Annotated in this window: 25 protein-coding genes; 6 read left to right on the plus strand and 19 right to left on the minus strand. The window is 46.7% G+C overall.

What is annotated here, in order from left to right; all coding sequences use genetic code 11:
• Nucleotides 1-5 precede the first annotated feature (5 nt).
• From rplT to fabG, 5 genes are all read right to left on the minus strand, one after another.
• Entirely contained in the window at nucleotides 6-365 is a 360-nt protein-coding gene (gene rplT / locus A7sIIA15_RS03895) for a 50S ribosomal protein L20 (protein ID WP_017956033.1), read from the minus strand.
• 15 nt (nucleotides 366-380) lie between these two features.
• Nucleotides 381-578, minus strand: a complete 198-nt coding sequence (gene rpmI / locus A7sIIA15_RS03900; RefSeq protein ID WP_017956034.1) for a 50S ribosomal protein L35 — start codon at nucleotides 576-578, stop codon at nucleotides 381-383.
• Between the two features lie 3 nt (nucleotides 579-581).
• On the minus strand, nucleotides 582-1,172 hold the full coding sequence (infC, locus tag A7sIIA15_RS03905) for a translation initiation factor IF-3 (protein ID WP_095658429.1): 591 nt from the start codon (nucleotides 1,170-1,172) through the stop codon (nucleotides 582-584).
• Between the two features lie 220 nt (nucleotides 1,173-1,392).
• Nucleotides 1,393-2,163, minus strand: coding sequence for an enoyl-ACP reductase FabI (gene fabI, locus A7sIIA15_RS03910; RefSeq protein ID WP_095685875.1), 771 nt, complete (start codon nucleotides 2,161-2,163; stop codon nucleotides 1,393-1,395).
• 1 nt (nucleotide 2,164) lies between these two features.
• Nucleotides 2,165-2,869, minus strand: coding sequence for a 3-oxoacyl-ACP reductase FabG (gene fabG, locus A7sIIA15_RS03915; RefSeq protein WP_095685876.1), 705 nt, complete (start codon nucleotides 2,867-2,869; stop codon nucleotides 2,165-2,167).
• A 72-nt stretch (nucleotides 2,870-2,941) separates the two neighbouring features.
• Between fabG and A7sIIA15_RS03920 the strand changes: the two genes are divergently transcribed.
• Together A7sIIA15_RS03920 and A7sIIA15_RS03925 are read left to right on the plus strand one after the other, a co-directional pair.
• Complete coding sequence (locus tag A7sIIA15_RS03920) at nucleotides 2,942-3,214, plus strand: DUF3099 domain-containing protein (RefSeq protein ID WP_095685877.1); 273 nt, start codon at nucleotides 2,942-2,944, stop codon at nucleotides 3,212-3,214.
• A 2-nt stretch (nucleotides 3,215-3,216) separates the two neighbouring features.
• Nucleotides 3,217-3,912: an SURF1 family protein gene (locus tag A7sIIA15_RS03925; RefSeq protein WP_095685878.1), complete on the plus strand. Its 696-nt coding sequence runs from the start codon at nucleotides 3,217-3,219 to the stop codon at nucleotides 3,910-3,912.
• On the opposite strand, the gene A7sIIA15_RS03930 is transcribed toward A7sIIA15_RS03925, so the two are convergent.
• Genes A7sIIA15_RS03930 through A7sIIA15_RS03970 form a run of 9 tightly spaced genes read right to left on the minus strand, consistent with a single transcriptional unit; the run spans nucleotide 3,892 to nucleotide 12,039 of the window.
• A complete protein-coding gene (locus tag A7sIIA15_RS03930; protein ID WP_095685879.1) occupies nucleotides 3,892-5,763 on the minus strand; it encodes an ABC transporter ATP-binding protein in 1,872 nt (623 codons plus the stop codon). The genes A7sIIA15_RS03925 and A7sIIA15_RS03930 overlap by 21 nt on opposite strands.
• Before the next feature lie 24 nt (nucleotides 5,764-5,787).
• The gene (locus A7sIIA15_RS03935; protein WP_017956045.1) at nucleotides 5,788-6,099 is read right to left on the minus strand and encodes a metal-sulfur cluster assembly factor; all 312 of its coding nucleotides are present in this window, start codon (nucleotides 6,097-6,099) and stop codon (nucleotides 5,788-5,790) included.
• A complete protein-coding gene (sufU, locus tag A7sIIA15_RS03940) occupies nucleotides 6,096-6,539 on the minus strand; it encodes a Fe-S cluster assembly sulfur transfer protein SufU (protein ID WP_095685880.1) in 444 nt (147 codons plus the stop codon). The genes A7sIIA15_RS03935 and sufU overlap by 4 nt, the downstream gene beginning before the upstream one ends.
• Nucleotides 6,539-7,789, minus strand: a complete 1,251-nt coding sequence (locus A7sIIA15_RS03945; protein WP_095685881.1) for a cysteine desulfurase — start codon at nucleotides 7,787-7,789, stop codon at nucleotides 6,539-6,541. The genes sufU and A7sIIA15_RS03945 overlap by 1 nt, the downstream gene beginning before the upstream one ends.
• 7 nt (nucleotides 7,790-7,796) lie before the next feature.
• Nucleotides 7,797-8,549 (minus strand): Fe-S cluster assembly ATPase SufC, encoded by a 753-nt coding sequence (gene sufC / locus A7sIIA15_RS03950; RefSeq protein ID WP_095685882.1) that lies wholly within the window; start codon nucleotides 8,547-8,549, stop codon nucleotides 7,797-7,799.
• A 24-nt stretch (nucleotides 8,550-8,573) separates the two neighbouring features.
• Nucleotides 8,574-8,870, minus strand: coding sequence for a non-heme iron oxygenase ferredoxin subunit (locus A7sIIA15_RS03955; RefSeq protein ID WP_095685883.1), 297 nt, complete (start codon nucleotides 8,868-8,870; stop codon nucleotides 8,574-8,576).
• A complete protein-coding gene (sufD, locus tag A7sIIA15_RS03960) occupies nucleotides 8,871-9,953 on the minus strand; it encodes a Fe-S cluster assembly protein SufD (protein ID WP_095685884.1) in 1,083 nt (360 codons plus the stop codon).
• Complete coding sequence (gene sufB, locus A7sIIA15_RS03965; RefSeq protein ID WP_017956051.1) at nucleotides 9,953-11,362, minus strand: Fe-S cluster assembly protein SufB; 1,410 nt, start codon at nucleotides 11,360-11,362, stop codon at nucleotides 9,953-9,955. The genes sufD and sufB overlap by 1 nt, the downstream gene beginning before the upstream one ends.
• Complete coding sequence (locus A7sIIA15_RS03970) at nucleotides 11,359-12,039, minus strand: helix-turn-helix transcriptional regulator (RefSeq protein ID WP_223298224.1); 681 nt, start codon at nucleotides 12,037-12,039, stop codon at nucleotides 11,359-11,361. The genes sufB and A7sIIA15_RS03970 overlap by 4 nt, the downstream gene beginning before the upstream one ends.
• An 81-nt stretch (nucleotides 12,040-12,120) precedes the next feature.
• Here A7sIIA15_RS03970 and A7sIIA15_RS03975 point away from each other — a divergent pair, with 81 nt between their 5' ends.
• From A7sIIA15_RS03975 to A7sIIA15_RS03990, 4 genes are read left to right on the plus strand one after another with little or no spacing between them, the layout of a single operon-like run.
• On the plus strand, nucleotides 12,121-13,002 hold the full coding sequence (locus tag A7sIIA15_RS03975) for a COX15/CtaA family protein (protein ID WP_095685886.1): 882 nt from the start codon (nucleotides 12,121-12,123) through the stop codon (nucleotides 13,000-13,002).
• Nucleotides 12,999-15,044 carry a transketolase gene (gene tkt, locus A7sIIA15_RS03980; RefSeq protein WP_095685887.1) on the plus strand — a complete coding sequence of 682 codons (2,046 nt, stop codon included), beginning with the start codon at nucleotides 12,999-13,001 and terminating at the stop codon, nucleotides 15,042-15,044. The genes A7sIIA15_RS03975 and tkt overlap by 4 nt, the downstream gene beginning before the upstream one ends.
• On the plus strand, nucleotides 15,044-16,129 hold the full coding sequence (tal, locus tag A7sIIA15_RS03985; protein ID WP_095685888.1) for a transaldolase: 1,086 nt from the start codon (nucleotides 15,044-15,046) through the stop codon (nucleotides 16,127-16,129). Before tkt ends, tal begins: the two co-directional genes overlap by 1 nt.
• A complete protein-coding gene (locus A7sIIA15_RS03990) occupies nucleotides 16,126-17,655 on the plus strand; it encodes a hypothetical protein (RefSeq protein ID WP_095685889.1) in 1,530 nt (509 codons plus the stop codon). The genes tal and A7sIIA15_RS03990 overlap by 4 nt, the downstream gene beginning before the upstream one ends.
• Here the strand turns inward: A7sIIA15_RS03990 and A7sIIA15_RS03995 are convergent.
• The 5 genes from A7sIIA15_RS03995 to gap are packed head-to-tail and all read right to left on the minus strand — an operon-like array spanning nucleotide 17,652 to nucleotide 21,285.
• The gene (locus tag A7sIIA15_RS03995) at nucleotides 17,652-17,993 is read right to left on the minus strand and encodes an RNA polymerase-binding protein RbpA (RefSeq protein ID WP_018226103.1); all 342 of its coding nucleotides are present in this window, start codon (nucleotides 17,991-17,993) and stop codon (nucleotides 17,652-17,654) included. The genes A7sIIA15_RS03990 and A7sIIA15_RS03995 overlap by 4 nt on opposite strands.
• 35 nt (nucleotides 17,994-18,028) lie before the next feature.
• Nucleotides 18,029-18,256: a preprotein translocase subunit SecG gene (secG, locus tag A7sIIA15_RS04000; RefSeq protein ID WP_095685890.1), complete on the minus strand. Its 228-nt coding sequence runs from the start codon at nucleotides 18,254-18,256 to the stop codon at nucleotides 18,029-18,031.
• 57 nt (nucleotides 18,257-18,313) lie between these two features.
• Nucleotides 18,314-19,090, minus strand: coding sequence for a triose-phosphate isomerase (tpiA, locus tag A7sIIA15_RS07150; RefSeq protein WP_095685891.1), 777 nt, complete (start codon nucleotides 19,088-19,090; stop codon nucleotides 18,314-18,316).
• A gap of 9 nt (nucleotides 19,091-19,099) precedes the next feature.
• The gene (locus A7sIIA15_RS07155) at nucleotides 19,100-20,287 is read right to left on the minus strand and encodes a phosphoglycerate kinase (RefSeq protein ID WP_095685892.1); all 1,188 of its coding nucleotides are present in this window, start codon (nucleotides 20,285-20,287) and stop codon (nucleotides 19,100-19,102) included.
• On the minus strand, nucleotides 20,287-21,285 hold the full coding sequence (gene gap, locus A7sIIA15_RS04015; RefSeq protein ID WP_095685893.1) for a type I glyceraldehyde-3-phosphate dehydrogenase: 999 nt from the start codon (nucleotides 21,283-21,285) through the stop codon (nucleotides 20,287-20,289). Before gap ends, A7sIIA15_RS07155 begins: the two co-directional genes overlap by 1 nt.
• Nucleotides 21,286-21,335 lie beyond the last annotated feature (50 nt).

The following is a 21,335-nucleotide window of genomic DNA, read 5'->3' on the forward strand; positions in this document are numbered from 1 at the left end:
ATCTATTAAGCAGATACAAGGCTCTTGCGAGCAACATCAACAAGTGTCTTGAAAGTAGCTGGATCATTTGTTGCAAGATCTGAAAGAACACGACGATCTACTTCCACTCCTGCAGCCTTAAGGCCTTGGATGAAGCGGTTGTATGTAAGACCATGTTCGCGGCATCCAGCGTTAATGCGCTGAATCCATAGGCGACGGAAATCGCCCTTCTTATCTTTACGGTCGTTGAACGCGTAAACCATTGAGTGCGTAACTTGTTCCTTCGCCTTTGTGAAAAGACGGGAACGTTGTCCGCGATAACCACTGGCACGTTCTAAAGTTGTGCGACGCTTCTTAGCAGCGTGAACTCCGCGTTTTACTCTCATTTAATTCACACTTCCTTACTTCAAGCCAAGCATGCGCTTGGCTGTCATCGTTACGGTTGGCTTTGCTGACTTCTCAGTTGAGAGACGGCGGGTGACTCGTGAAGATTTGTGCTCGAGTAAGTGGCGCTTTCCAGCACGCTCGTGCATAACCTTTCCAGTACCTGTGATGCGGAAAGTCTTCTTCGCACCACTATGTGTTTTCATCTTTGGCATTTCTTACGCTCCATCCGTTGTCTCTGCTGCGGCATCGGCTTTTGCCTTACGCGCTGCTTTTGCTTCAGCTACTGCTTCTGTCTTCTTCTTTGTTGGGCCTAACACCATTGTCATGTTTCGTCCCTCTTGTTTAGGGGCGAACTCAACAAAGGCAAACTCTGCAACATCTTCTGCAAGACGCTGCAATAGCTTGTAGCCCATCTCAGGTCGCGTTTGTTCGCGGCCGCGGAACTTCATCGTCACCTTCACCTTGTCGCCACCCTTGAGAAATTTCTCAACCTGATTGCGCTTTGTAACGTAATCATGAGTTTCGATCTTTGGTGTTAAACGCACTTCCTTCACCACAATGTGGGTCTGGTTCTGTCGCGCTTCCCGTGCCTTCTGTGCAACTTCGTACTTATATTTTCCGAAGTCCATGATCTTGCAAACGGGTGGATTGGCTTCTGGCGCGATTTCGACTAAGTCGAGACCAACTTCATCTGCCATCTTTAACGCTGTATCGATATCGACAACTCCAACTTGCTCACCGGTGTAACCGATAAGACGAATTTCGGGTGTGCGAATTCGATCATTAATGCGCGGGTCAGTTGTGATTTGTGCTCCTTCGGCTTCGTTTAACGCTTTGGTCTAACAGCGCTGCATGAGAAAACCGCAAGGAAAAAGAGAAGTAAATCTCTCATCCGACAAACCAGCTCGCACTAGTGGCGAAGAAGGTGGGAGCGGTAACTCCTCTTGCAGTGATTATTAGGCCACTGGTCTGGGGCAAAGATTACCGGCTGGGGGCTAAAAGGTGAAATTGAGGCCCAAAGTGCGCTTAGGCACCCATGGCATGGACGCCACCATCAACATGGATGATTTCGCCCGTGGTCTTAGGAAACCAATCTGACAGCAGAGCAACGACGGCTTGTGCAGCAGGTACTGGATCCGTGACATCCCAAGCAAGTGGCGCTCGCTCATTCCATACTTTTTCAAACTCATCAAAGCCAGGGATAGATTTTGCAGCCATCGTGCGGATAGGACCTGCAGCAACTAAATTCACGCGAATATTTTCAGCACCTAAATCGCGTGCCAAATACCGTGATGTTGATTCCAGTGCAGCTTTTGCAACACCCATCCAGTCATATTTAGGCCAAGCAACTGTTGCATCAAAATCAAGGCCAACAACTGATCCTCCGCCAGTAAAGAGTGGCTTTGCAGCCATCGTCAAAGATTTCAGCGAATAGGCAGAGACATGCATGGCAGTTGAAACATCATCCCAAGAAGTATTGAGGAAATTGCCACCAAGGGCTGCTTCTGGAGCAAATCCAATTGAGTGAACAACACCATCTAGACCATCTGGAAAATGCGCACGTACTCGTGATTCAAGGGCAGCAAGATCTGCCTCATTTGTGACATCGAGTTCAATGATGGAGGCCGGATGTGGCAAGCGTCCTGCAATACGTGTTGTTAGTGAAAGCACTCGTCCGTAGGAAGAGAGAACAACTTGTGCTCCTTGTTCTTGTGCAAGACGGGCAATATGAAAGGCAATAGAACTATCTGTTAGTACTCCCGTTACCAGAATCTTCTTGCCATCGAGTAAACCCATATCAGTGTCCCATTCCTAATCCGCCATCAACTGGAATAAGTGCTCCAGAGATATAGCTGGCTTGTGGTGAAGCGATAAAGGTGACGACATCTGCAATCTCTTGCGCAGAACAAAAGCGACCTAGGGGAATAGATCCAGCAATTTCATTTCTGCGTTTTTCATCCAAAGTCGATGTCATATCTGTTTCAACAAAGCCTGGTGCAACAACATTTGCCGTAATCCCTCGACTGCCAATTTCTCGTGCAAAAGATCTAGCCATTCCGACGAGGCCAGATTTTGAAGATGAATAGTTCACTTGTCCTGCAGAGCCCAAAGCTCCAACGACTGAGCCAACAAAAATTAAACGACCCTTTTTCAATTTCAAAAGACCTTTAGTCGCACGGCGTGCCACACGAAACGCCCCAGTCAGATTTGCATCAATGACAGACTCAAAATCCTCATCACTCATACGCATGACAAGACCATCTTTAGTAATTCCTGCGTTAGCAACAATGATCTCTGGGATTCCCCATTGGGCTTCGATCTCATCGAAAGCTTTATCGACACTCTCTGTGCTGGTCACATCCATGATGACGGACTTAAAGCCAGCTGGCGCGCTTCCACTTCGGTACGTAACAACGACGTCATGGCCTGCGGCGGCAAGAGAGTGCGCAACTGCTAAACCGATGCCACGATTTCCACCTGTTACTAAGGCCACTGAACTCATACCCAAAACTTACTGGTTACCGCTAGGTATTCAAAAGAAGCGCTTGGGTGCGCCTAGCACTACTCTTACTGCATGGCTAAGAAGAAGAAAGTTTTCGCGATTACCGATGCGCCCTTAGCCCTGACCCGTGATCAAGCTGCTCGTCAAAAAAGGTATTTCATTTCCATGATGGTTCGAACTGCTTGCTTCGTATTAACGGTTATTTTGCCTAGCCCCTACCGTTGGTTCGCTTTGGCCGGAGCCGTTGGTCTTCCATATTTTGCTGTAGTCATCGCTAACGCTGGCCGAGAAACTATTTCGAGAAATAATCAGATTATCGAAGAGAAACCTTTATCACTCGATTAATCATGGCAAAAGTTCGCGAACCATTTGCATATTTTAAATCTTTAGTCGCTCTAACCCTCATTATTCTCTGTCTCATAGCTGCTCAGTGGCAATATCAGCGTGGTGTAGATAGACATGCACGAAATGCGATTATTGAAAAACACATTGCACTTGCCCCAACTTCTCTAGATTCAGTGAAAGATTCACCTCTAGCGGCTGAATGGCAGACCGTCACCACACAAGGCGTCTTTGATCCAACAAAGCAGATACTCCTGAAAAATCGCTATAGCGAAGGTTTCTATGGCTTTGAAGTTCTCACATTGTTTACAACTCCCAACAATGAAAAATTCTGGGTGGATCGTGGATGGGTAAAGGCCGGAGCAGCAGCCACAATTGCGCCAACCATTACGCCTCCACCAACAACTCCTGTTTCAATCACAGGTAGATTGCGATTAGATTCTTCGCTCCCTCGAGGATCCTTCTTTGCACTTCCAGCAGATGGAAGCGGCCTTATCTCTAAGCTCGATGCACAATCTCAACTTGATACACAGGATTACTACATCGATCTCTTAAGCGGATCTGAAAGCTCACTCACACCAGCTGTGCCCGCACAACTTCCTGAACTGAGCGATGGCCCTCATATGGCATATGCATTGCAGTGGCTCTTCTTTGGCGGCTTAGTAATTTACGGACGGATATTAATTCGCCGCACCCGTTAAGTCCTGACGGTTATAAAGATCGGCATATAGACCACCGCGTGCCACAAGTTCATCGTGCTTTCCGCGCTCAACTATCTGACCCTTATCAAGAACAAGAATTTGATCAGCATCTCTCACGGTGCTCAAACGGTGGGCAATAACAATGCTTGTGCGACCCTTCAGAGCGCTTTGCAACGCAGCCTGAACTAACGCCTCATTCTCTGAATCTAAATGCGCGGTCGCTTCATCAAGAATGACAACTGATGGAGATTTGAGAAGTAAGCGAGCAATAGCCAAGCGTTGCTTTTCTCCGCCAGATAGACGGTGTCCTCGCTCTCCCACCATGGTGTCTAGCCCATTAGGCAAAGACTTAATCAACTCCCAAATCTGTGCTGACTCACAAGCAACGCGCATTTCATCCTCTGTTGCATCGTTTTTGGCATAGCGTAAGTTTTCAGCAATAGTCTCGTGGAATAGGTGTGCATCTTGCATAACGACACCAATTGCCCCACGTAAAGATTCAAGAGTCAGATCACGGATGTCATGACCATCAATTTCAATTGCACCAGTTGTAACGTCATAGAGACGTGGAAGCAGGGCACTTATCGTTGTCTTACCGGCACCAGACGGACCAACTAATGCAGTTAGCGTTCCAGGGGCTGCGGTAAATGAAAGGCCCCGAAGTACTTCCCCACTTTGAATCGTCTCGGGCTTTGCGGCTGATTCAAGGGATGCAAGTGAAATCTCTTCAGCCCTTGGATATGAAAAACTAACATCCTTGAACTCAATCTTTGGATGAGTTGGCTTTAACTCAATCGCATTTTCACGATTCTTAACCATAGGTTCTAGATCTAACACTTCAAACACGCGTTCAAATGAAACAAGAGATGTCATAACATCAATGCGCACATTCGATAGCGCAGTTAGCGGACCATAGAGTCTTGCTAGCAGAGCGGTAATCGCTAACAATGTTCCAACGGTTACTCCCCCGTTAATGGCTAAATGTCCACCAATACCGTAAGCAAAAGCTGTAGCGATTGCTGCAACGCTAGTGAGTGCAATAAAGAAAAGGCGATTCAGCATTGCCATCTTGATGCCAATATCAGCAACCTTGCGGGCTCTAGAGCGGAAGTATTCACGCTCTCTAGAAGGCTCACCATAGAGAGCAACAAGCATTGCGCCAGAGACATTAAAGCGCTCAGTCATCGTGCTCGACATTTCAGCATTGGTGTTAAAGGAATCTCGGGTCAACTCTTGAAGCTTGCGGCCAACCCATTTAGTTGGAATGAGAAAGACCGGCAAGAGAAGCAGGGAGAAAATCGTGATCTGCCAGGACAAAATCAACATGGTCACACCTACCAAAACCAAACTCACAACATTGCTAACAAGGCCTGACAGTGTTGCTGTAAAGGCTTGCTGTGCTCCCATAACATCGGAATTGATTCTAGAAATAAGGGCGCCAGTTTGTGTGCGGGTGAAGAAAGCTATTGATTGTCTTTGCACATGTCCAAAGACTACAGAGCGAAGATCATAGATAAGACCTTCACCGATTCGAGAAGAGAAATATCGCCCCAACATGCTCATCGCTGCATCTGCAACAGCGAGTAATCCAACATAGATGGCCAGACGAGTGACTAATGCACCGTCTTTAGGAATCACACCTTCATCGATGAGTTGGCGCAAAAGTAATGGTGTGGCAACGATTAGCGCGGCATCGATAACAACGGTAAAGAGAAAGATCCAAATGCTGAGGCGATATGGTTTAGCGAAAGTAAAGATTCGCTTTACCGTTCCGGCCTTGAGCTTTTGCTGCTTGACCGATGGGTCTGCGGTCATAGATCTGTGGGTCATCCAAGCCGCATGCATTGACATGTGACTACCTTATTGAGTTATACCTCAGACAGTAAAACCGAGAGCGCGAAGCTGATCTCTTCCATCATCAGAAATCTTGTCTGGACCCCAAGGTGGCATCCAAACCCAGTTAATTTTCACGTCCGTTGTCATCCCCGCTAACGCTGATCGGGTCTGATCCTCAATGACATCTTGAAGAGGACATGCAGCTGAAGTCAGCGTCATATTCAAAATTGCAATATTGGCTTCATCAACCATAACGTCATAGATAAGTCCTAAGTCGACAACGTTAATTCCCAACTCTGGGTCGACAACATCTTTCATTGCTTCTGTTACATCTTCAACACTCGTTGTCATTTGCTCTCTCCCTGTGACTGAATCGCTGCATCTTTAAAGGCCATCCAACCAAGCAGTGCACACTTTACACGACCTGGAAACTTTGAAACTCCCGCAAAAGCTACTGCATCCTCAAGTATCTCTGGATCTCCTGCTGCGGTTCCCTTGCTTGCCATGAGTTCTGAAAAAGCGTTCACAACTTCTTCTGCTTGTGAAAATGTCTTGCCCGTTAACAGATCACCCAATATTGAAACGCTGGCCTGTGAAATTGAACAGCCCTGGCCATCCCATGAAATCGCTGAAATCACACCATCGGTGACAGTTAGGTTGAGAGTAATTTCATCTCCGCAACTTGTGTTCACATGATGCACTTGAGCTGAATAGTCGCTTCGCAAACCTTTATGTTGTGGATGTTTATAGTGATCTAGAATCACTTCCTGATAGAGGGAATCTAATTCCATCAGAATTTTCCAAAATACTTCTGTGCACCCAATAAGGCTTCGACTAAAGCGTCAACGTCATGCTCATCGTTGTAGAGGTAGAAGGAAGCACGCGTTGTCGCTGGAACGTTCATAATCTTTGTTAGCGGCCAGGCGCAGTGATGGCCTGTGCGCACTGCAATTCCCTGGCTATCAACATACTGACCAACATCGTGTGGGTGAATATCTTTGATGGTGAAAGAAAGAGCTGCCCCACGATCAACATTATCTTGAGGACCAACAATGCGAAGTCCAGGAATTTGCAACAGTTTATCTAGCGCATATCCAGTTAATGATCGCTCATGCTCGGCAATCGCATCCATACCAATGTTGGAAAGGTAATTAAGCGCGGCACCCAACCCAACAGCCTGTGCCATATTTGGAACTCCGGCTTCAAACTTTTGTGGTGCCTCTGCCCATGTAGCACTCTCCATTGTTACAGCAGTCACCATTGAACCACCCGTTAAAAACGGTGGTAACTCGCTAAGCAATTCTGCCTTACCCCACAAAATTCCAACACCCGTTGGGCCAACAGATTTATGACCAGAGAAGGCTAGAAAATCCACATCTAAATCAACAACGTTCACACGCATATGCGGAACAGACTGACAGGCATCTAGAACAACCACTGCCCCTACTTCACGTGCACGCTTAACGATGGCACCTAATGGATTAATCGTTCCCAAAACATTTGATTGATGCGTAAGTGCAACCACCCTTGTATTGGCGGTAATAACCTGATCAATGTTTGAGAGATCTAACCTTGAATCTTGATTGACTTTAAACCACTTGAGCTGAGCCCCGGTGCGCTTAGCTAACTGCTGCCAAGGAATCAGGTTTGCATGGTGCTCCATCTCGGTAACAACTATGGAATCAGATGCAGTTAATGCAAAGCGGTTTCCAGGCTCGGCATTACCCATGGCGTAGGCAACTGCGTTAATTGACTCAGTAGCACTCTTTGTAAAGATGATTTCATTATCTTGAGCGCCTAAAAACTCGGCAACAATTGCTCGAGCTCCTTCGTAGGCATCTGTTGCCTCTTCAGCTAGTTGGTGAGCCCCACGGTGAACGGCAGCATTGTGCTTTGAATAAAAATCACTCTCGGCGTTAATTACTGCCCAAGGTTTTTGAGACGTTGCACCGCTATCTAGATAGACCAGCCTTTTACCATCGCGAATAGTACGTTCGAAGATTGGAAAATCTCTACGTACATTCGCAACAGAAAAACTCATTAGATCCTTACTTGCTCACGTAATCTGCGTAACCATTGGCCTCTAGCTTGTCAGCTAGATCCGGTCCACCCTCTTCAACGATTTTGCCATTAGCAAAAACGTGAACAAAGTCAGGCTTGATGTATTTCAAGATACGTGTGTAGTGAGTAATCAAAAGCACGCCCAAATCATTATTTGCCTTTGCGCGATTAACACCTTCTGAAACGATACGAAGAGCATCAACATCTAGCCCTGAATCTGTTTCATCCAAGATGGCCATCTTGGGCTTCAATAGTTCCAGCTGCATAATTTCATGACGCTTCTTTTCTCCGCCAGAAAATCCCTCGTTAACATTTCGAGTAGCAAATGCTGGATCCATATTCAACGCTTCCATTGCACCCTTTACTTCGGCAACCCATGTGCGAAGCTTTGGAGCTTCACCGCGAAGTGCTGTTGCCGCTGTGCGAAGGAAGTTAGAAACTGATACACCAGGAACTTCTACTGGGTACTGCATCGCAAGGAACAAACCCGCTTTAGCGCGCTCATCAACTGTCATATCCAAAACATCTGCGCCATCTAATGTTACAGAACCACCTGTGATTGTGTACTTAGGGTGGCCTGCGATTGAGTAAGCAAGAGTTGATTTACCAGATCCGTTAGGACCCATGATTGCATGTGTCTCGCCAGACTTGATTGTTAGGTCAACACCCTTGAGAATTTCGACACTACCGTCGTCAGTATTAACTGAAACCTGTAGTCCGCGGATTTCTAGAACGCTCATTATTTTCTCTCTTCTACTCGTGTACTAAATCTCAACCGTGACGGAATTTCCGTCGATTTTTACTGCATATGTCGCAAGGCTTATGTTTGCCGGCAAAGTCAAAGCTGCGCCGGTTCTTAAATCGAATTCTGCACCATGTAGCCAGCATTCAATTTTAAAATCTGTAACTTCACCCTCTGATAGAGAAGCCTCTGAGTGGGAACAAGTGTCATCAACTGCAAATACTTCATCGCCCACTCTGGCAACACAGATGCTCTTTCCATCTTTTTCAATCTTGACCGGCTTGCCAACCTCTAATTGATCTAATGTTAAGTCGGCCATTTATGCACCAGCTCTTTCAAGTTCGCCATCGATACGTTCCATGAGGCGCTCTTGTACTTCTTCGTTTCCAATCTCAGTAATGATTTCATTGAAGAAACCACGAACAACTAGGCGACGGGCATTTTCTAGCGTGATTCCACGTGACATCAAGTAGAACAACTGCTCGTCATCAAAGCGGCCTGTAGTACTCGCGTGACCCGCACCAACGATTTCGCCAGTTTCAATCTCAAGGTTGGGAACCGAATCAGCGCGTGCTCCATCTGTTAGCAAAAGATTTCTGTTGAGCTCATAGGTGTCAGTACCTTCGGCAACTGCGCGGATCAATACATCACCGATCCACACTGTGTGAGCATCTCTGCCAGCAAGTGCGCCTTTAAAGTTCACTCGAGATTTAGCATTTGGCACAGCGTGATCAACGTGCATACGGTGCTCAAAGAACTGTCCGGTAGTTGCAAAATACACTCCTAGAAGTTCTGCTGATGCACCTGGTGCTGTGAATTCAACTGTTGGCAGAATGCGCACTACATCTCCCCCAACGGTTACTGTGATTGATTTGAATGTTGCATCCTTATCAACCACTGCGTGGTGGCGGGCGGTGTAAACACTCTTTGAATCAAACTCTTGAAGAGTTACGAAAGTCAGCGATGATCCAGGAGCTAAAGCGATCTCTAGGTCTTCTGCCAGCAATGTATCGCCAATGTTTTCAACGATTACTGTTGCAACAGCATGAGTACCTAGTGAAATACGCACTCTTGAAAGTTCAGCTGAATCAAGGGCGCCTGCTGAGCGGGTCAAAAAGATTGGCTCTTTAATTTCCGCATTTGCGTCAATAGAAAGATGTGCAACATCAGAGACTTCCCCGCGGATGCGCTCGATGATGACATCATCGCTCACAGCAAGAGGTGCCAAAGATTCACGAGTAAAGCTGGCACCCTTAGGTAATCCCGCTTTGGCTAAAAGTGAATTACGGTCTGCAACAACAGCCGAACCATCATGTAAACCGCGCAAGCGCTTTAACGGTGTGAACCGCCAAGCTTCTTCGCGCCCCGTTGGGGTTAAGTAATTAGTAGTTAAAACAGACATTAACCAACAGCACCTTCCATTTGAAGTTCAATGAGGCGATTGAGCTCTAGGGCATATTCCATAGGTAGCTCACGTGCAATTGGCTCAATGAATCCACGGACAATCATGGCCATAGCTTCATCTTCAGTTAATCCGCGAGACATCAAATAGAAGAGCTGATCATCAGAGATCTTTGAAACAGTTGCTTCGTGACCCATTGAGACATCATCTTCGCGAATATCAACATATGGATATGTATCAGAACGAGAAATTGTGTCAACTAGAAGTGCATCGCACTTCACTGTGCTCTTCGAGTGATGTGCGCCCTCTTGAACTTGGACAAGTCCACGATAAGAAGTACGTCCACCATTTCGTGCAACAGATTTAGAGATAACAGATGACGATGTATATGGCGCAGCATGAACCATCTTTGCGCCAGAATCTTGGTGTTGTCCTTCTCCAGCAAAGGCAAGTGAGAGAGTCTCACCCTTTGCATGTGGACCCATCAAAAAGATTGCTGGGTACTTCATGGTGACCTTAGAACCGATGTTTCCATCAACCCATTCCATGGTCGCACCTTCGGCACATGTTGCGCGCTTGGTAACCAAGTTATAGACGTTGTTAGACCAGTTTTGAATTGTGGTGTAGCGAACGCGTGCACCCTTCTTCACAATGATTTCAACTACAGCTGAGTGAAGTGAATCTGACTTATAAATAGGAGCTGTACAGCCTTCAACATAGTGAATGTATGAATCCTCATCGGCGATGATTAATGTGCGCTCGAACTGACCCATGTTCTCAGTGTTAATGCGGAAATATGCCTGCAATGGAATATCTACGTGAACACCCTTTGGCACATAAATAAATGAACCACCTGACCACACAGATGTATTAAGAGCTGCGAACTTGTTATCGCCCACTGGGATAACAGTTCCGAAGTACTCCTTAAATAGCTCCGGGTGCTGCTTAAGAGCGCTATCTGTATCAAGGAAAATAACGCCTTGCTTCTCTAGATCCTCACGGATTGAGTGATAAACAACCTCTGACTCATATTGAGCAGCAACACCTGAAACTAAGCGTTGTTTTTCAGCTTCTGGGATACCTAGACGATCGTATGTGTTCTTAATTTCATCTGGCAGGTCATCCCACGTTGCAGCCTGCTTTTCTGTTGAGCGCACGAAGTATTTGATTGTGTCAAAGAAGATTCCAGAAAGGTCAGAACCCCAGTTTGGCATTGGCTTTTTCTCAAATAGCGCAAGGCCCTTTAAGCGAAGGTCTAGCATCCACTGTGGCTCAGATTTCTTTGCCGAGATGTCGCGCACGACATCTTCATTCAGGCCACGCTTTGCGTTCGTGCCTGCATCGCTCTTATCTGACCAACCGTATTCGTAGTTGCCGATACCTTCGAGTTCTGGATGTGCGATTGTCATGCACGTACCTTTCGCTTTGTTGTAGCTGTGGTTGTGGGTATAAAAGTTGTGCACACGCCATCACCATGTGCAATTGTTGCTAAACGTTGAACGTGAGTACCTAATAAACGTGAGAGTGCTTCAGTTTCTGCTTCGCATAACTGGGGAAATTCAGATGCAACGTGGGCAATGGGACAGTGGTGCTGACATAACTCTTCACCCATTGGCTTCTTAGTAACACTTGCGGCATAGCCCTGCTCTGTGAGAAATTGTGCGAGAGCTTCAGTCTTATTGCTCTTCTTAGCTAGAGCAACTGTCGCCTTTCGCTCAATGTCATCTGCGCGAGATTGGGCAAAATTGGAAACTAAGTGTTCTCCCGATTGGGCCGACATAAACTTCAATGCAGCAACCGCTAAATCGTCGTAAGAATGCTCGAATTGTTCACGGCCCTTATCGCTCATAACAAAAACTTTTGAAGGTCGACCTCTGCCACGATTAATCGCTGAGTGCGGTTCGCGTGCTTGCAAAACTCCATCTGCAACAAGTAAATCAAGATGGCGTCGAATTCCAGCTGGAGTCAGACCTAGGCGCTGGCCAAGAACAGCAGCCGTTGAGGGGCCGTTTTCTAATATGGAACGCGCCACTAAGTCCCGGGTGCGAAGATCATCACCTGGAACTGGGCTTGTTTGGCCGCTCATTTTCACAACACTATTGTGTCGTAATTCGACACCATCGGCCACTCGGCCCGCCTGAGCACCGGGTAGCCATAGGGTTGGGCCATGGCATCAATGCGCGCAGCTCGAGCGTTAAAACCTCTGAGTCTGGCCCTTCTAGTTTCCCAGGCGGCCATCGTTGTCACTGGGGGCGCAGTACGCCTCACCGGCTCAGGCCTTGGTTGTCCCACATGGCCCGAGTGCACGCCAGGTTCATATTTTCCAGTTGAAAACCAAGTCGAAGGAACTTTTCACTCCTGGATTGAGTTTGGTAACCGCTTACTTACCTTTGTTCTTGTTATTTTCGCGCTGGCAACTTTGATTGCAGTTCTTCGCTCTGGAAGAAAAGATCTGCGCATACTTGCAGCTGGCCAATTCTTAGGAATTTTTGGCCAAGGTGTTCTAGGTGGAATCACCGTTCTAACAGATCTCAATCCGCTGACAGTGGCTAGCCACTTTTTACTATCAATAGTTTTGATTGCTGGAGCAACATCTCTTCACTCACGACGCAAAGGACCAGCCGCTAAGACCGGTGCAAGTGGTGTCATAAGCAACTATTCGAAAATTCATGTTACCTGGACGGCTCTGGTAATCGTCTTGGGAACAATTGTTACTGCAGCAGGTCCCCATGCCGGAGATTCTGATGTCCCGCGACTTGATGTAGCAATGCAAGATGTTGCACGTACGCATTCAATCTCGGTAATTCTTTTAATGCTCTTAACAATTGCCTTCTATCGCAGGAGCGAATTAACTGCGTTGACTAAGCACCGCATTGGTATCTTCTTCCTTATTTCACTTTCTCAAGGGGTGCTTGGATACATTCAATACTTCCTGGGTGTACCTGAGCTACTAGTAGGACTTCACATTCTGGGAACAACTTTGGTGTGGATTGGTGCGTGGAGAATCTGGCTTTCAGTTCAATTTAGAGCAAAGGAAATGGCGTTATGAGTTCGATATCTGATTGGTCAGAGATGGATGATCTGGTTGTTGCACATGCCCGTGCTCTGGCAGCAGATGCGGTTCAAAAAGTGGGCAATGGCCACCCAGGTACGGCAATGTCATTGGCACCGGTTGCTTACACACTCTTTCAGCGCCATTTAGTTCATGATCCTTCAGATCCGCAGTGGATTGGTCGTGATCGCTTCATCCTTTCTTGCGGTCACTCATCACTGACTCTCTACACGCAACTTTTCTTAAATGGTTACGGCCTTGAAATGAAAGATCTTCAAGAGTTTCGCACGTGGGGTTCACTTACTCCGGGCCACCCAGAATTCGGTCACACTGCCGGCGTTGAAATGACAACCGGTCCTCTCGGACAAGGTGTTGCAACTGCAGTGGGAATGGCTATGGCTGCGCGTTATGAGCGTGGTTTATTGGATCCACAAGCACCTGCAGGTGGCTCTGTATTTGATCACAGCATCTGGGTCATTTGCTCTGATGGAGATCTACAAGAAGGAGTAAGTGCTGAAGCATCTTCTCTTGCTGGAACACAAGAGCTTGGTTCATTAAATGTTATTTATGATGACAATCGAATTTCCATTGAAGGCGACACACATAACGCATTTACCGAAGATGTATCTGCCAGATATCGCGCTTACGGTTGGCATGTCATTGATGTTGCAGCTGCTTCTAACGGCAACGTAGATATCGCTGCCCTTGATGCCGCAATGGTTACAGCCAAGAAAGAAACAACCAAGCCTTCTTTGATTCGCATGAAATCTGTTATCGCTTGGCCAGCACCCAAGGCTCAAGGAACTGCAGGTTCTCATGGTTCCGCACTCGGTGATGAGGAAATTGCTGCAACTAAAAAAGCTCTTGGTCTGAATCCAGAAGAGAAGTTTGCAATGCCTGCAGATGTTTTAGCTCACGCACGATTGGTAAAGGATCGTGCAGCCAAGGTGCGCAATGAATGGAATTCAAAATTTACGACTTGGCAATCAAGTAATCCAGAACAAGCAAAGCTATTGGAGCGCTTGCGTGCGAAAGCATTGCCAGCTGGCTGGGATTCAGACATTCCAACATTTGCTCCCGGCAAGGATGTTGCAACTCGCGCAGCATCCGGTCAGGTGATTAACGCAATCGCCAAACATCTACCTGAGTTCTGGGGTGGTTCTTCAGATTTAGCTGGCTCCAATAACACCAGCATTGATGGTGGCGGTTCATTCTTGCCTGCATCCAGTGAAATTAAAGGCGCTCATCCATACGGACGAATTATTCACTTTGGTATTCGCGAACATGCAATGGGATCAATTCTCAATGGAATCGCACTCCATGGTTTGACCCGATCATTCGGTGGAACCTTTGCAGTCTTTAGCGATTACATGCGTCCGGCTGTTCGCCTTGCTGCTCTCATGAATATTCCTTCTACTTTTGTTTGGACACATGATTCAATCGGTGTTGGTGAAGATGGGCCAACTCACCAACCTATTGAGCACTTTGCGGCTTTGCGCGCTATCCCAGGATTAGATGTAGTGCGCCCCGGAGATGCCAACGAAGTTGCTGAGAGTTGGAAGAAGATTCTGACTCGTGGTCGCGCAGCTGGCATCCTGTTATCTCGCCAAAATCTCCCTGTCTTAGATCGCACAGATTGTGAACCAGCATCTGGAACAGCCAAAGGTGCATACATTCTCAAGGATGCTGTTAATCCAAAAGCGATTCTCATTGCTACTGGCTCTGAAGTGTCACTGGCCATTGATGTACAGAGCGCATTAGCAAGTGAAGGAATTGCTGTTCGCGTTGTAAGCGCCCCATGTCTTGAGTGGTTTAGCGAACAAGATCAAAGCTATAAAGATCAGGTGCTCCCACCATCAATTAAGTTAAAGGTAAGTATTGAAGTAGGAATTGCCCAAGGTTGGCATCAGTTAATCGGTGATGGCGGAATCGCAATTTCACTTGAACACTATGGTGCTTCAGCCGATGCTAAGCGCTTATTCAAAGAGTTCGGATTCTCTGTTGAAGCAATCGTTACCAAGATTAAGGCAGCTCTCTAATGTCTGTAGCCGATGTAGCTAAGGGCGGAACTTCAATCTGGCTCGATGATTTATCCAGAGCGAAGATTTCGGGTACCGATGCTCATTCACTCCCATCTCGTATTGCACACTCAGGCGTAGTAGGTGTTACAACTAATCCTTCAATCTTTGGAGCAGCTATTGCAGGGGCAGATGAATACGCCGCAGATATCGCAGCTATGAAGAATGCTTCAGTTGATGATGTTGTAAAGAAACTGACTACTGACGATGTGCGAGCTGCATGTGATCTTTTCAAGGAAATCTACTCCGCAACCAAGGGTGTCGATGGACGTGTAAGCATTGAAGTCGATCCTCGTCTTGCTCACGATACCGAAGCCACAATCGCCCAAGGCAAAGAGCTCTGGTCAATTATTGATCGACCTAACTTAATGATCAAAGTGCCAGCAACTATTGAGGGCCTACCTGCAATCACCGCACTCATTGCCGCTGGAATTAGCGTTAACGTCACTTTGATTTTCTCAGTAAAGCGCTACGGCGCAGTAATCGATGCATACATCTCAGGTATAGAAGCTGCAACTAACCCAGCACATGTGCACTCAGTTGCATCCTTTTTCATTAGCCGAATCGATTCATCTATTGATGCACTGCTGAAAAAAGATGGCTCAGAAGCTGCAATGTCCCTTCTTGGAAAAGCAGCGATTGCTAATGCCCATCTTGCCTATCAACTCTTTGAAGAGAAGTTCTCCTCCCCTAGATGGCAAGCACAAGTTGCAAGAGGTGCACACAAGCAACGTCCACTATGGGCATCAACTGGCGTGAAAGACCCTGCCTACGATGACACTCGCTACGTTGTTGAACTCATCGCACCAGATACTGTCAACACCATGCCTCAATCAACTTTAGATGCCATTATTGATCATGGAAAAGTTCGCGGTAACACAATTACTTCTAACTACGGCGCTGCAGTTGAGGTCCTCAAAGATCTATCCGCTCTTGATATCTCTCTCGATTCTGTGACAACTGATCTTGAAGTTGATGGTGTGAAGAAATTTGCCCAAGCCTGGGATGATCTACTAGCTAATGTGAAAGCAGCTCAGCAAGGATGATAAAGATTTCAGGACATGCGATCAAATACATTGATCGAAGCGATGTGCGTTATGTGGCTCTAACTCAAGTTCATGCACGTTTGGCAAAGAAGGACTCAACTATTTGGGGCCCTGCCGCACAAGCTGAGGCATCTGTGCGCTTGAATTGGATAGATCTTCCGGAGAGCTCTAGAGATCTCTTACCCGCACTAGATGCCCTCTATGCAAAGCATCGCGACAAGGGCAATGTTGTTTTGTGTGGCATGGGCGGATCATCACTTGGTCCTGAAGTTATCGCGCAAAGCTTTAAGAAAAAGCTTTTTATTCTTGACTCAACTGACCCTGATTATGTCGCCCATGCACTCAAGGGTGATTTGGCAAAAACTGTTGTTGTCGTGAGCTCAAAATCTGGTTCAACTATTGAAACAGCCTCACAGCGCGCACTCTTTGAAGATGCATTCACTCAAGCAGGATTAGCACCACACAACCACATGGTTATCGTTACTGATCCAGATTCACCGTTGGATAAGCAAAGCCGCGCAGCCGGATTCACCGTCATCAACGCCGATCCCAATGTTGGTGGACGCTTTAGTGTGTTGAGCGCATTCGGCTTGGTGCCCTCAGCTCTGATTGGTGTAGATGTTTCAATTCTTCTTGATAACGCCAGCGATGCAAAAACCGCATTCCTAAAAGATCCAACATTGGTCGTAGATATCGCATACCTGCTCGCCTATCACGCAGGTCAATATCTTTCCTATACCGATGATGGCTCTGCAATGCCGGGCTTAAGTGATTGGGCTGAGCAGTTGGTTGCCGAATCAACTGGCAAGAATCAAGTAGGACGCCTTCCCGTAGTAATTGAAAAAGCTGCATCAAATCCAAATGTGTTTTCTGTTGCATACGCCGGTTCTGCTGATTTAGTTGTAGAGGCAGACCTTGCTGCCCAATTCATTATTTGGGAATGGGTAACCGCCCTCGTTGGAGCAGCACTTGAACTCGATCCATTTAATCAACCCAATGTCACCGAAGCAAAAGAGCAGACATCTGCATTGCTTAAGGAATGGGGCGGCGTCCTGCCTGTCTTTACTGCCCCACACACCGATGGTGCAGTTGAAATATTTGGCGAAGGAGTTGACCTTGCCAACTCACTCAAGCTCTTTACTCAAGGCATCCACAAAGATGGTTATGTAGCAATCATGGCTTATCTAGATCGCAAAGATGAAGCAAGGATTTCAGAGATCAGATCAATGCTTTCAGAGAAAATCGGCAAGCCAGTCACCTTTGGTTGGGGACCACGCTTTCTTCACTCCACGGGACAGTTTCACAAAGGTGGCCAACAAAACGGTTCCTTCTTACAAATTACTGGAACTCCATCAACAGATATTGCAATCCCAGGACAGATCTTTGGTTTCAAGACTTTAGTTGCAGCTCAAGCGCTGGGTGATGGAAAAGCACTTGCCTCAAGAAAATACCCGCTCCTGCGATTTAATTTAACAAATCGTAGTGCGGGTATAGACCAACTTCTTGATGCTGTAAAAAAGATTTAGTCTTCGTCATCTCCACGAAGTTTGCGCAGCGCCTCTTCTAGAATCTTCTCGCCTTCAGCATCTGTGCGACGCTCTTTAACGTAGGCAAGGTGAGTCTTGTATGGCTCATTCTTAACTGGGCTTGGTGGATTGTTGCGATCGCGACCTGCTGGGTAACCACACTTAGGGCAGTCCCACTCAGCTGGAATAACTACAGTTTCTTCAACGGCAAATGATGGACGAACTTCGTGACCATTTGCACAAAAATATGAGACATATGCGCGAGCAATCGAATCACCGCGTTCTGCCTCGCCCATTGGGCCAGCGCCGACTCGGCTTCCACGAATTGCACTTGCCATGTATTACTCCTTTTTAAAATATGGAATTAAAAGTTTTACTTAAGAACAAGACTTAAGGCAACAACTAGTGCGAACCACAGTCCACCAGCAACGATTGTGATGCGATCTAGGTTGCGCTCAACTACTGATGATCCACCGTAGTTAGTTGAAATACCGCCACCGAAGAGGTCGGATAGTCCGCTGCCCTTGCCCTTATGTAAAAGGACGAGCAGGATCATGATGACGCTTGTAATGACGAGCAAGATTGATAGAGCTAATTTCACGTTGTCGAACTCCTTGTTTCGTAGAGGGTAAGGATACCTGCAAAAGCGGCCGCGGCCTCACTCTGCTTGCGCGTGGAACTTCACAATCTTGGCTAATTCCTCAGGGTCTAGGCTCGCTCCCCCGATAAGGGCGCCATCCACATCGCTCTTTTTCATGATTTCTGCGATGTTAGAAGATTTCACTGAACCTCCATAAAGGATTCGCATATTTGATGCGATCTCAGCAGATCCGATGTTTTCAATCTCTTCACGAATAGCGGCGCAGACTTCTTGAGCATCTTCTGGTGTTGCAACCTTGCCTGTACCAATTGCCCACACTGGCTCATAAGCAATCACAATCTTTTTTAGCTCTGGCTTAGTAAATCCTTCAAGACCTGCGCGAACTTGGCGAATCACATGACTGACGTGAGCCCCAGATTCACGAATCGCTAACTCTTCACCAACGCAGAAGATTGGAATAATCTCATTTGCAAGAGCGGCCTTAATCTTGCGATTAATTAGTGCATCAGATTCACCGTGAATAGCACGGCGCTCAGAGTGACCGATAAGAACAAATGTGCAACCAAGCTTGTGCAACATCGACCCAGCGATATCTCCGGTGAAAGCACCACTTGCCTCTGGTGAGAGATCTTGTGCACCATAAGTAAGGCGCAAGCGATCTCCATCAATCAAAGTCTGAATCGAGCGAATATCTGTGAAAGGAGGAATGATCGCAACATCAACTGCGTCATAGTCCTTGTCATCTAGTGAGTAAACCAACTTCTGGGCAACTGCAATAGCCTCAAGGTGATTGAGGTTCATCTTCCAGTTTCCAGCCATCAATGGTTTACGCATGAGTGCTCCTTATAAGCCAAGTGCTTGAAGACCAGGAAGTTCCTTGCCCTCTAAATATTCTAACGATGCTCCGCCGCCAGTTGAAATATAACCAAACTCTGAGTCTGCAAAGCCTAGAGCACGTACCGCTGCAGCTGAGTCTCCCCCGCCAACAACTGAGATACCTGAAACCTTGGTCAGCGCCGTTGCAACAGTTTTTGTGCCAGCTGCAAAGTTAGCAAATTCAAATACTCCCATTGGACCATTCCAAAATACTGTCTTGCATTTTTCGATTTCAATGGCAAAAGCTTTAGCCGACTCAGGGCCAATATCTAATCCCATTTGATCGGCTGGAATTGCATCGGCTGAAACGAGAGTGGGTGTGGCATCGGCAGAAAAGCTGGGTGCAACAGCGATGTCAGTGGGAAGAACCAATTTCACGCCATTCTTCTTCGCACTTTCAATGAGACCTTTAACAACATCGAGCATCTCATTCTCAACAAGTGATGTGCCGATTTCCTTGCCTTGCGCTTTAAGGAACGTAAAAACCATTCCTCCGCCAATAGCTAAGACATCCACCTTTCCCAGTAGATTCTCAATCACACCTAACTTGTCTGAAACCTTTGCTCCACCAAGAACTACTCCATAAGGACGCTCTGGATTTTGCGTGAGTTTCTTTAGAACCTCAACTTCTGCTGCAACTAACGTGCCAGCAACATGAGGCAAGAGCTTTGGAAGATCAAAAACTGATGCGTGCTTACGGTGGACAGCACCAAAGCCATCACCAACGTATGCATCGGCTAACTTTGCAAGCTCTGCTGCAAACTCCGTGCGCTCTGATTCTTCTTTACTTGTCTCGGCGCTACTAAAGCGAATGTTTTCAAGAAGCAGAATCTGACCTGGCTTTAACTCAGTGGCCGCGTTTGAAACAACATCGCCAACTACTGCGCCAGGGAAAATGATTTCTTTGCCCAATAACTCACCTAAACGTTTTGCGACTGGAGCAAGTGAGAGTTCAGGTTTTGCTTCACCCTTTGGACGACCCAAGTGCGCAGCGATGACAAGTGATGCACCTTTTTCAAGCAATGCTTGAATAGTAGGAAGCGAGGCTTTAATACGACCATCATCTTTAATGACACCATCTTTTAATGGGACATTGAGATCGCAGCGTAGAAAAACCCTCTTTCCCGCTACATCAAAGTGTGCAAGATCTGACATTAAAGAGTTTTGCCAACGTGTGAAATCAAGTCCACAAGACGGTTTGAATAACCCCACTCATTGTCATACCAACCAACGATCTTGACCTGGTTACCAATTACCTTGGTTAAACCTGAATCGAAGATACATGAAGATGGATCAGTGACGATATCTGAAGAAACGATTGGATCTTCTGTATATGAAAGATAACCCTTGAGCGGACCTTGTGCAGCGGCCTTCATTGCAGCGTTAATCTCTGCAGCTGTTGCCTCCTTTGCAAGCTCCACAGTTAAATCTGTTGCAGAACCTGTTGGAACAGGAACGCGCATTGCATAACCATCTAGCTTGCCTTTGAGCTCTGGAAGAACCAAAGAGATTGCCTTTGCAGCACCCGTTGATGTTGGAATCATGTTAGTTGCTGCTGCGCGAGCACGGCGTAGATCCTTGTGTGGGAAATCTAGGATGACCTGGTCATTTGTATAGGCGTGAATTGTTGTCATTAAGCCCTTAACAATGCCCCAGTTATCGTTTAGAACCTTAGCCATTGGTGCCAGGCAGTTAGTTGTACATGATGCATTTGAAATGATGTTGTGCTTTGAACCATCATATTTTTCATGGTTCACGCCCATAACAATGGTGATGTCCTCATCAGTTGCTGGCGCCGAGATGATTACCTTCTTAGCACCTGCGGTGATGTGCTTTTGTGCATCGGCAGCCTTAGTGAAAATACCTGTTGATTCAACCACTACGTCAGCTTTAACAGAGGCCCAAGGCAAGTTAGCTGGATCGCGTTCTGAGAAAACCTTGATTGTCTTTCCACCAACAGTGATTGAATCATCGGTGAATGTAACTTCAAGACCCAAACGTCCCAAGATTGAGTCGTACTTGAGCAAATGTGCCAAAGTCTCATTAGGTGTGAGGTCGTTGATTCCAACGATATTGATATTTGGGTTTGTTAGAGATGCACGAAAGAAGTTGCGTCCGATGCGTCCAAAACCATTAATTCCGACATTAATCACAGTACGTGTCCTTGCTACTAAAGGGGCTAGTAATAGAAAAGCCCAGCTGT

The sequence above is a fragment of the Candidatus Planktophila vernalis genome (assembly GCF_002288185.1).
Classification (GTDB): Bacteria; Actinomycetota; Actinomycetes; order Nanopelagicales; family Nanopelagicaceae; genus Planktophila; species Planktophila vernalis.

Excerpts from the sequence above, each read along its gene's own strand:
- rplT (WP_017956033.1), bottom strand. The coding sequence starts at position 365 with ATGAGAGTAAAACGCGGAGTTCACGCTGCTAAGAAGCGTCGCACAACT.
- rpmI (WP_017956034.1), bottom strand. The coding sequence starts at position 578 with ATGCCAAAGATGAAAACACATAGTGGTGCGAAGAAGACTTTCCGCATC.
- fabI (WP_095685875.1), bottom strand. The coding sequence starts at position 2,163 with ATGGGTTTACTCGATGGCAAGAAGATTCTGGTAACGGGAGTACTAACA.
- fabG (WP_095685876.1), bottom strand. The coding sequence starts at position 2,869 with ATGAGTTCAGTGGCCTTAGTAACAGGTGGAAATCGTGGCATCGGTTTA.
- A7sIIA15_RS03920 (WP_095685877.1), top strand. The coding sequence starts at position 2,942 with ATGGCTAAGAAGAAGAAAGTTTTCGCGATTACCGATGCGCCCTTAGCC.
- A7sIIA15_RS03925 (WP_095685878.1), top strand. The coding sequence starts at position 3,217 with ATGGCAAAAGTTCGCGAACCATTTGCATATTTTAAATCTTTAGTCGCT.
- A7sIIA15_RS03930 (WP_095685879.1), bottom strand. The coding sequence starts at position 5,763 with ATGTCAATGCATGCGGCTTGGATGACCCACAGATCTATGACCGCAGAC.
- A7sIIA15_RS03935 (WP_017956045.1), bottom strand. The coding sequence starts at position 6,099 with ATGACAACGAGTGTTGAAGATGTAACAGAAGCAATGAAAGATGTTGTC.
- sufU (WP_095685880.1), bottom strand. The coding sequence starts at position 6,539 with ATGGAATTAGATTCCCTCTATCAGGAAGTGATTCTAGATCACTATAAA.
- A7sIIA15_RS03945 (WP_095685881.1), bottom strand. The coding sequence starts at position 7,789 with ATGAGTTTTTCTGTTGCGAATGTACGTAGAGATTTTCCAATCTTCGAA.
- sufC (WP_095685882.1), bottom strand. The coding sequence starts at position 8,549 with ATGAGCGTTCTAGAAATCCGCGGACTACAGGTTTCAGTTAATACTGAC.
- A7sIIA15_RS03955 (WP_095685883.1), bottom strand. The coding sequence starts at position 8,870 with ATGGCCGACTTAACATTAGATCAATTAGAGGTTGGCAAGCCGGTCAAG.
- sufD (WP_095685884.1), bottom strand. The coding sequence starts at position 9,953 with ATGTCTGTTTTAACTACTAATTACTTAACCCCAACGGGGCGCGAAGAA.
- sufB (WP_017956051.1), bottom strand. The coding sequence starts at position 11,362 with ATGACAATCGCACATCCAGAACTCGAAGGTATCGGCAACTACGAATAC.
- A7sIIA15_RS03970 (WP_223298224.1), bottom strand. The coding sequence starts at position 12,039 with ATGAGCGGCCAAACAAGCCCAGTTCCAGGTGATGATCTTCGCACCCGG.
- A7sIIA15_RS03975 (WP_095685886.1), top strand. The coding sequence starts at position 12,121 with ATGGCATCAATGCGCGCAGCTCGAGCGTTAAAACCTCTGAGTCTGGCC.
- tkt (WP_095685887.1), top strand. The coding sequence starts at position 12,999 with ATGAGTTCGATATCTGATTGGTCAGAGATGGATGATCTGGTTGTTGCA.
- tal (WP_095685888.1), top strand. The coding sequence starts at position 15,044 with ATGTCTGTAGCCGATGTAGCTAAGGGCGGAACTTCAATCTGGCTCGAT.
- A7sIIA15_RS03990 (WP_095685889.1), top strand. The coding sequence starts at position 16,126 with ATGATAAAGATTTCAGGACATGCGATCAAATACATTGATCGAAGCGAT.
- A7sIIA15_RS03995 (WP_018226103.1), bottom strand. The coding sequence starts at position 17,993 with ATGGCAAGTGCAATTCGTGGAAGCCGAGTCGGCGCTGGCCCAATGGGC.
- tpiA (WP_095685891.1), bottom strand. The coding sequence starts at position 19,090 with ATGCGTAAACCATTGATGGCTGGAAACTGGAAGATGAACCTCAATCAC.
- A7sIIA15_RS07155 (WP_095685892.1), bottom strand. The coding sequence starts at position 20,287 with ATGTCAGATCTTGCACACTTTGATGTAGCGGGAAAGAGGGTTTTTCTA.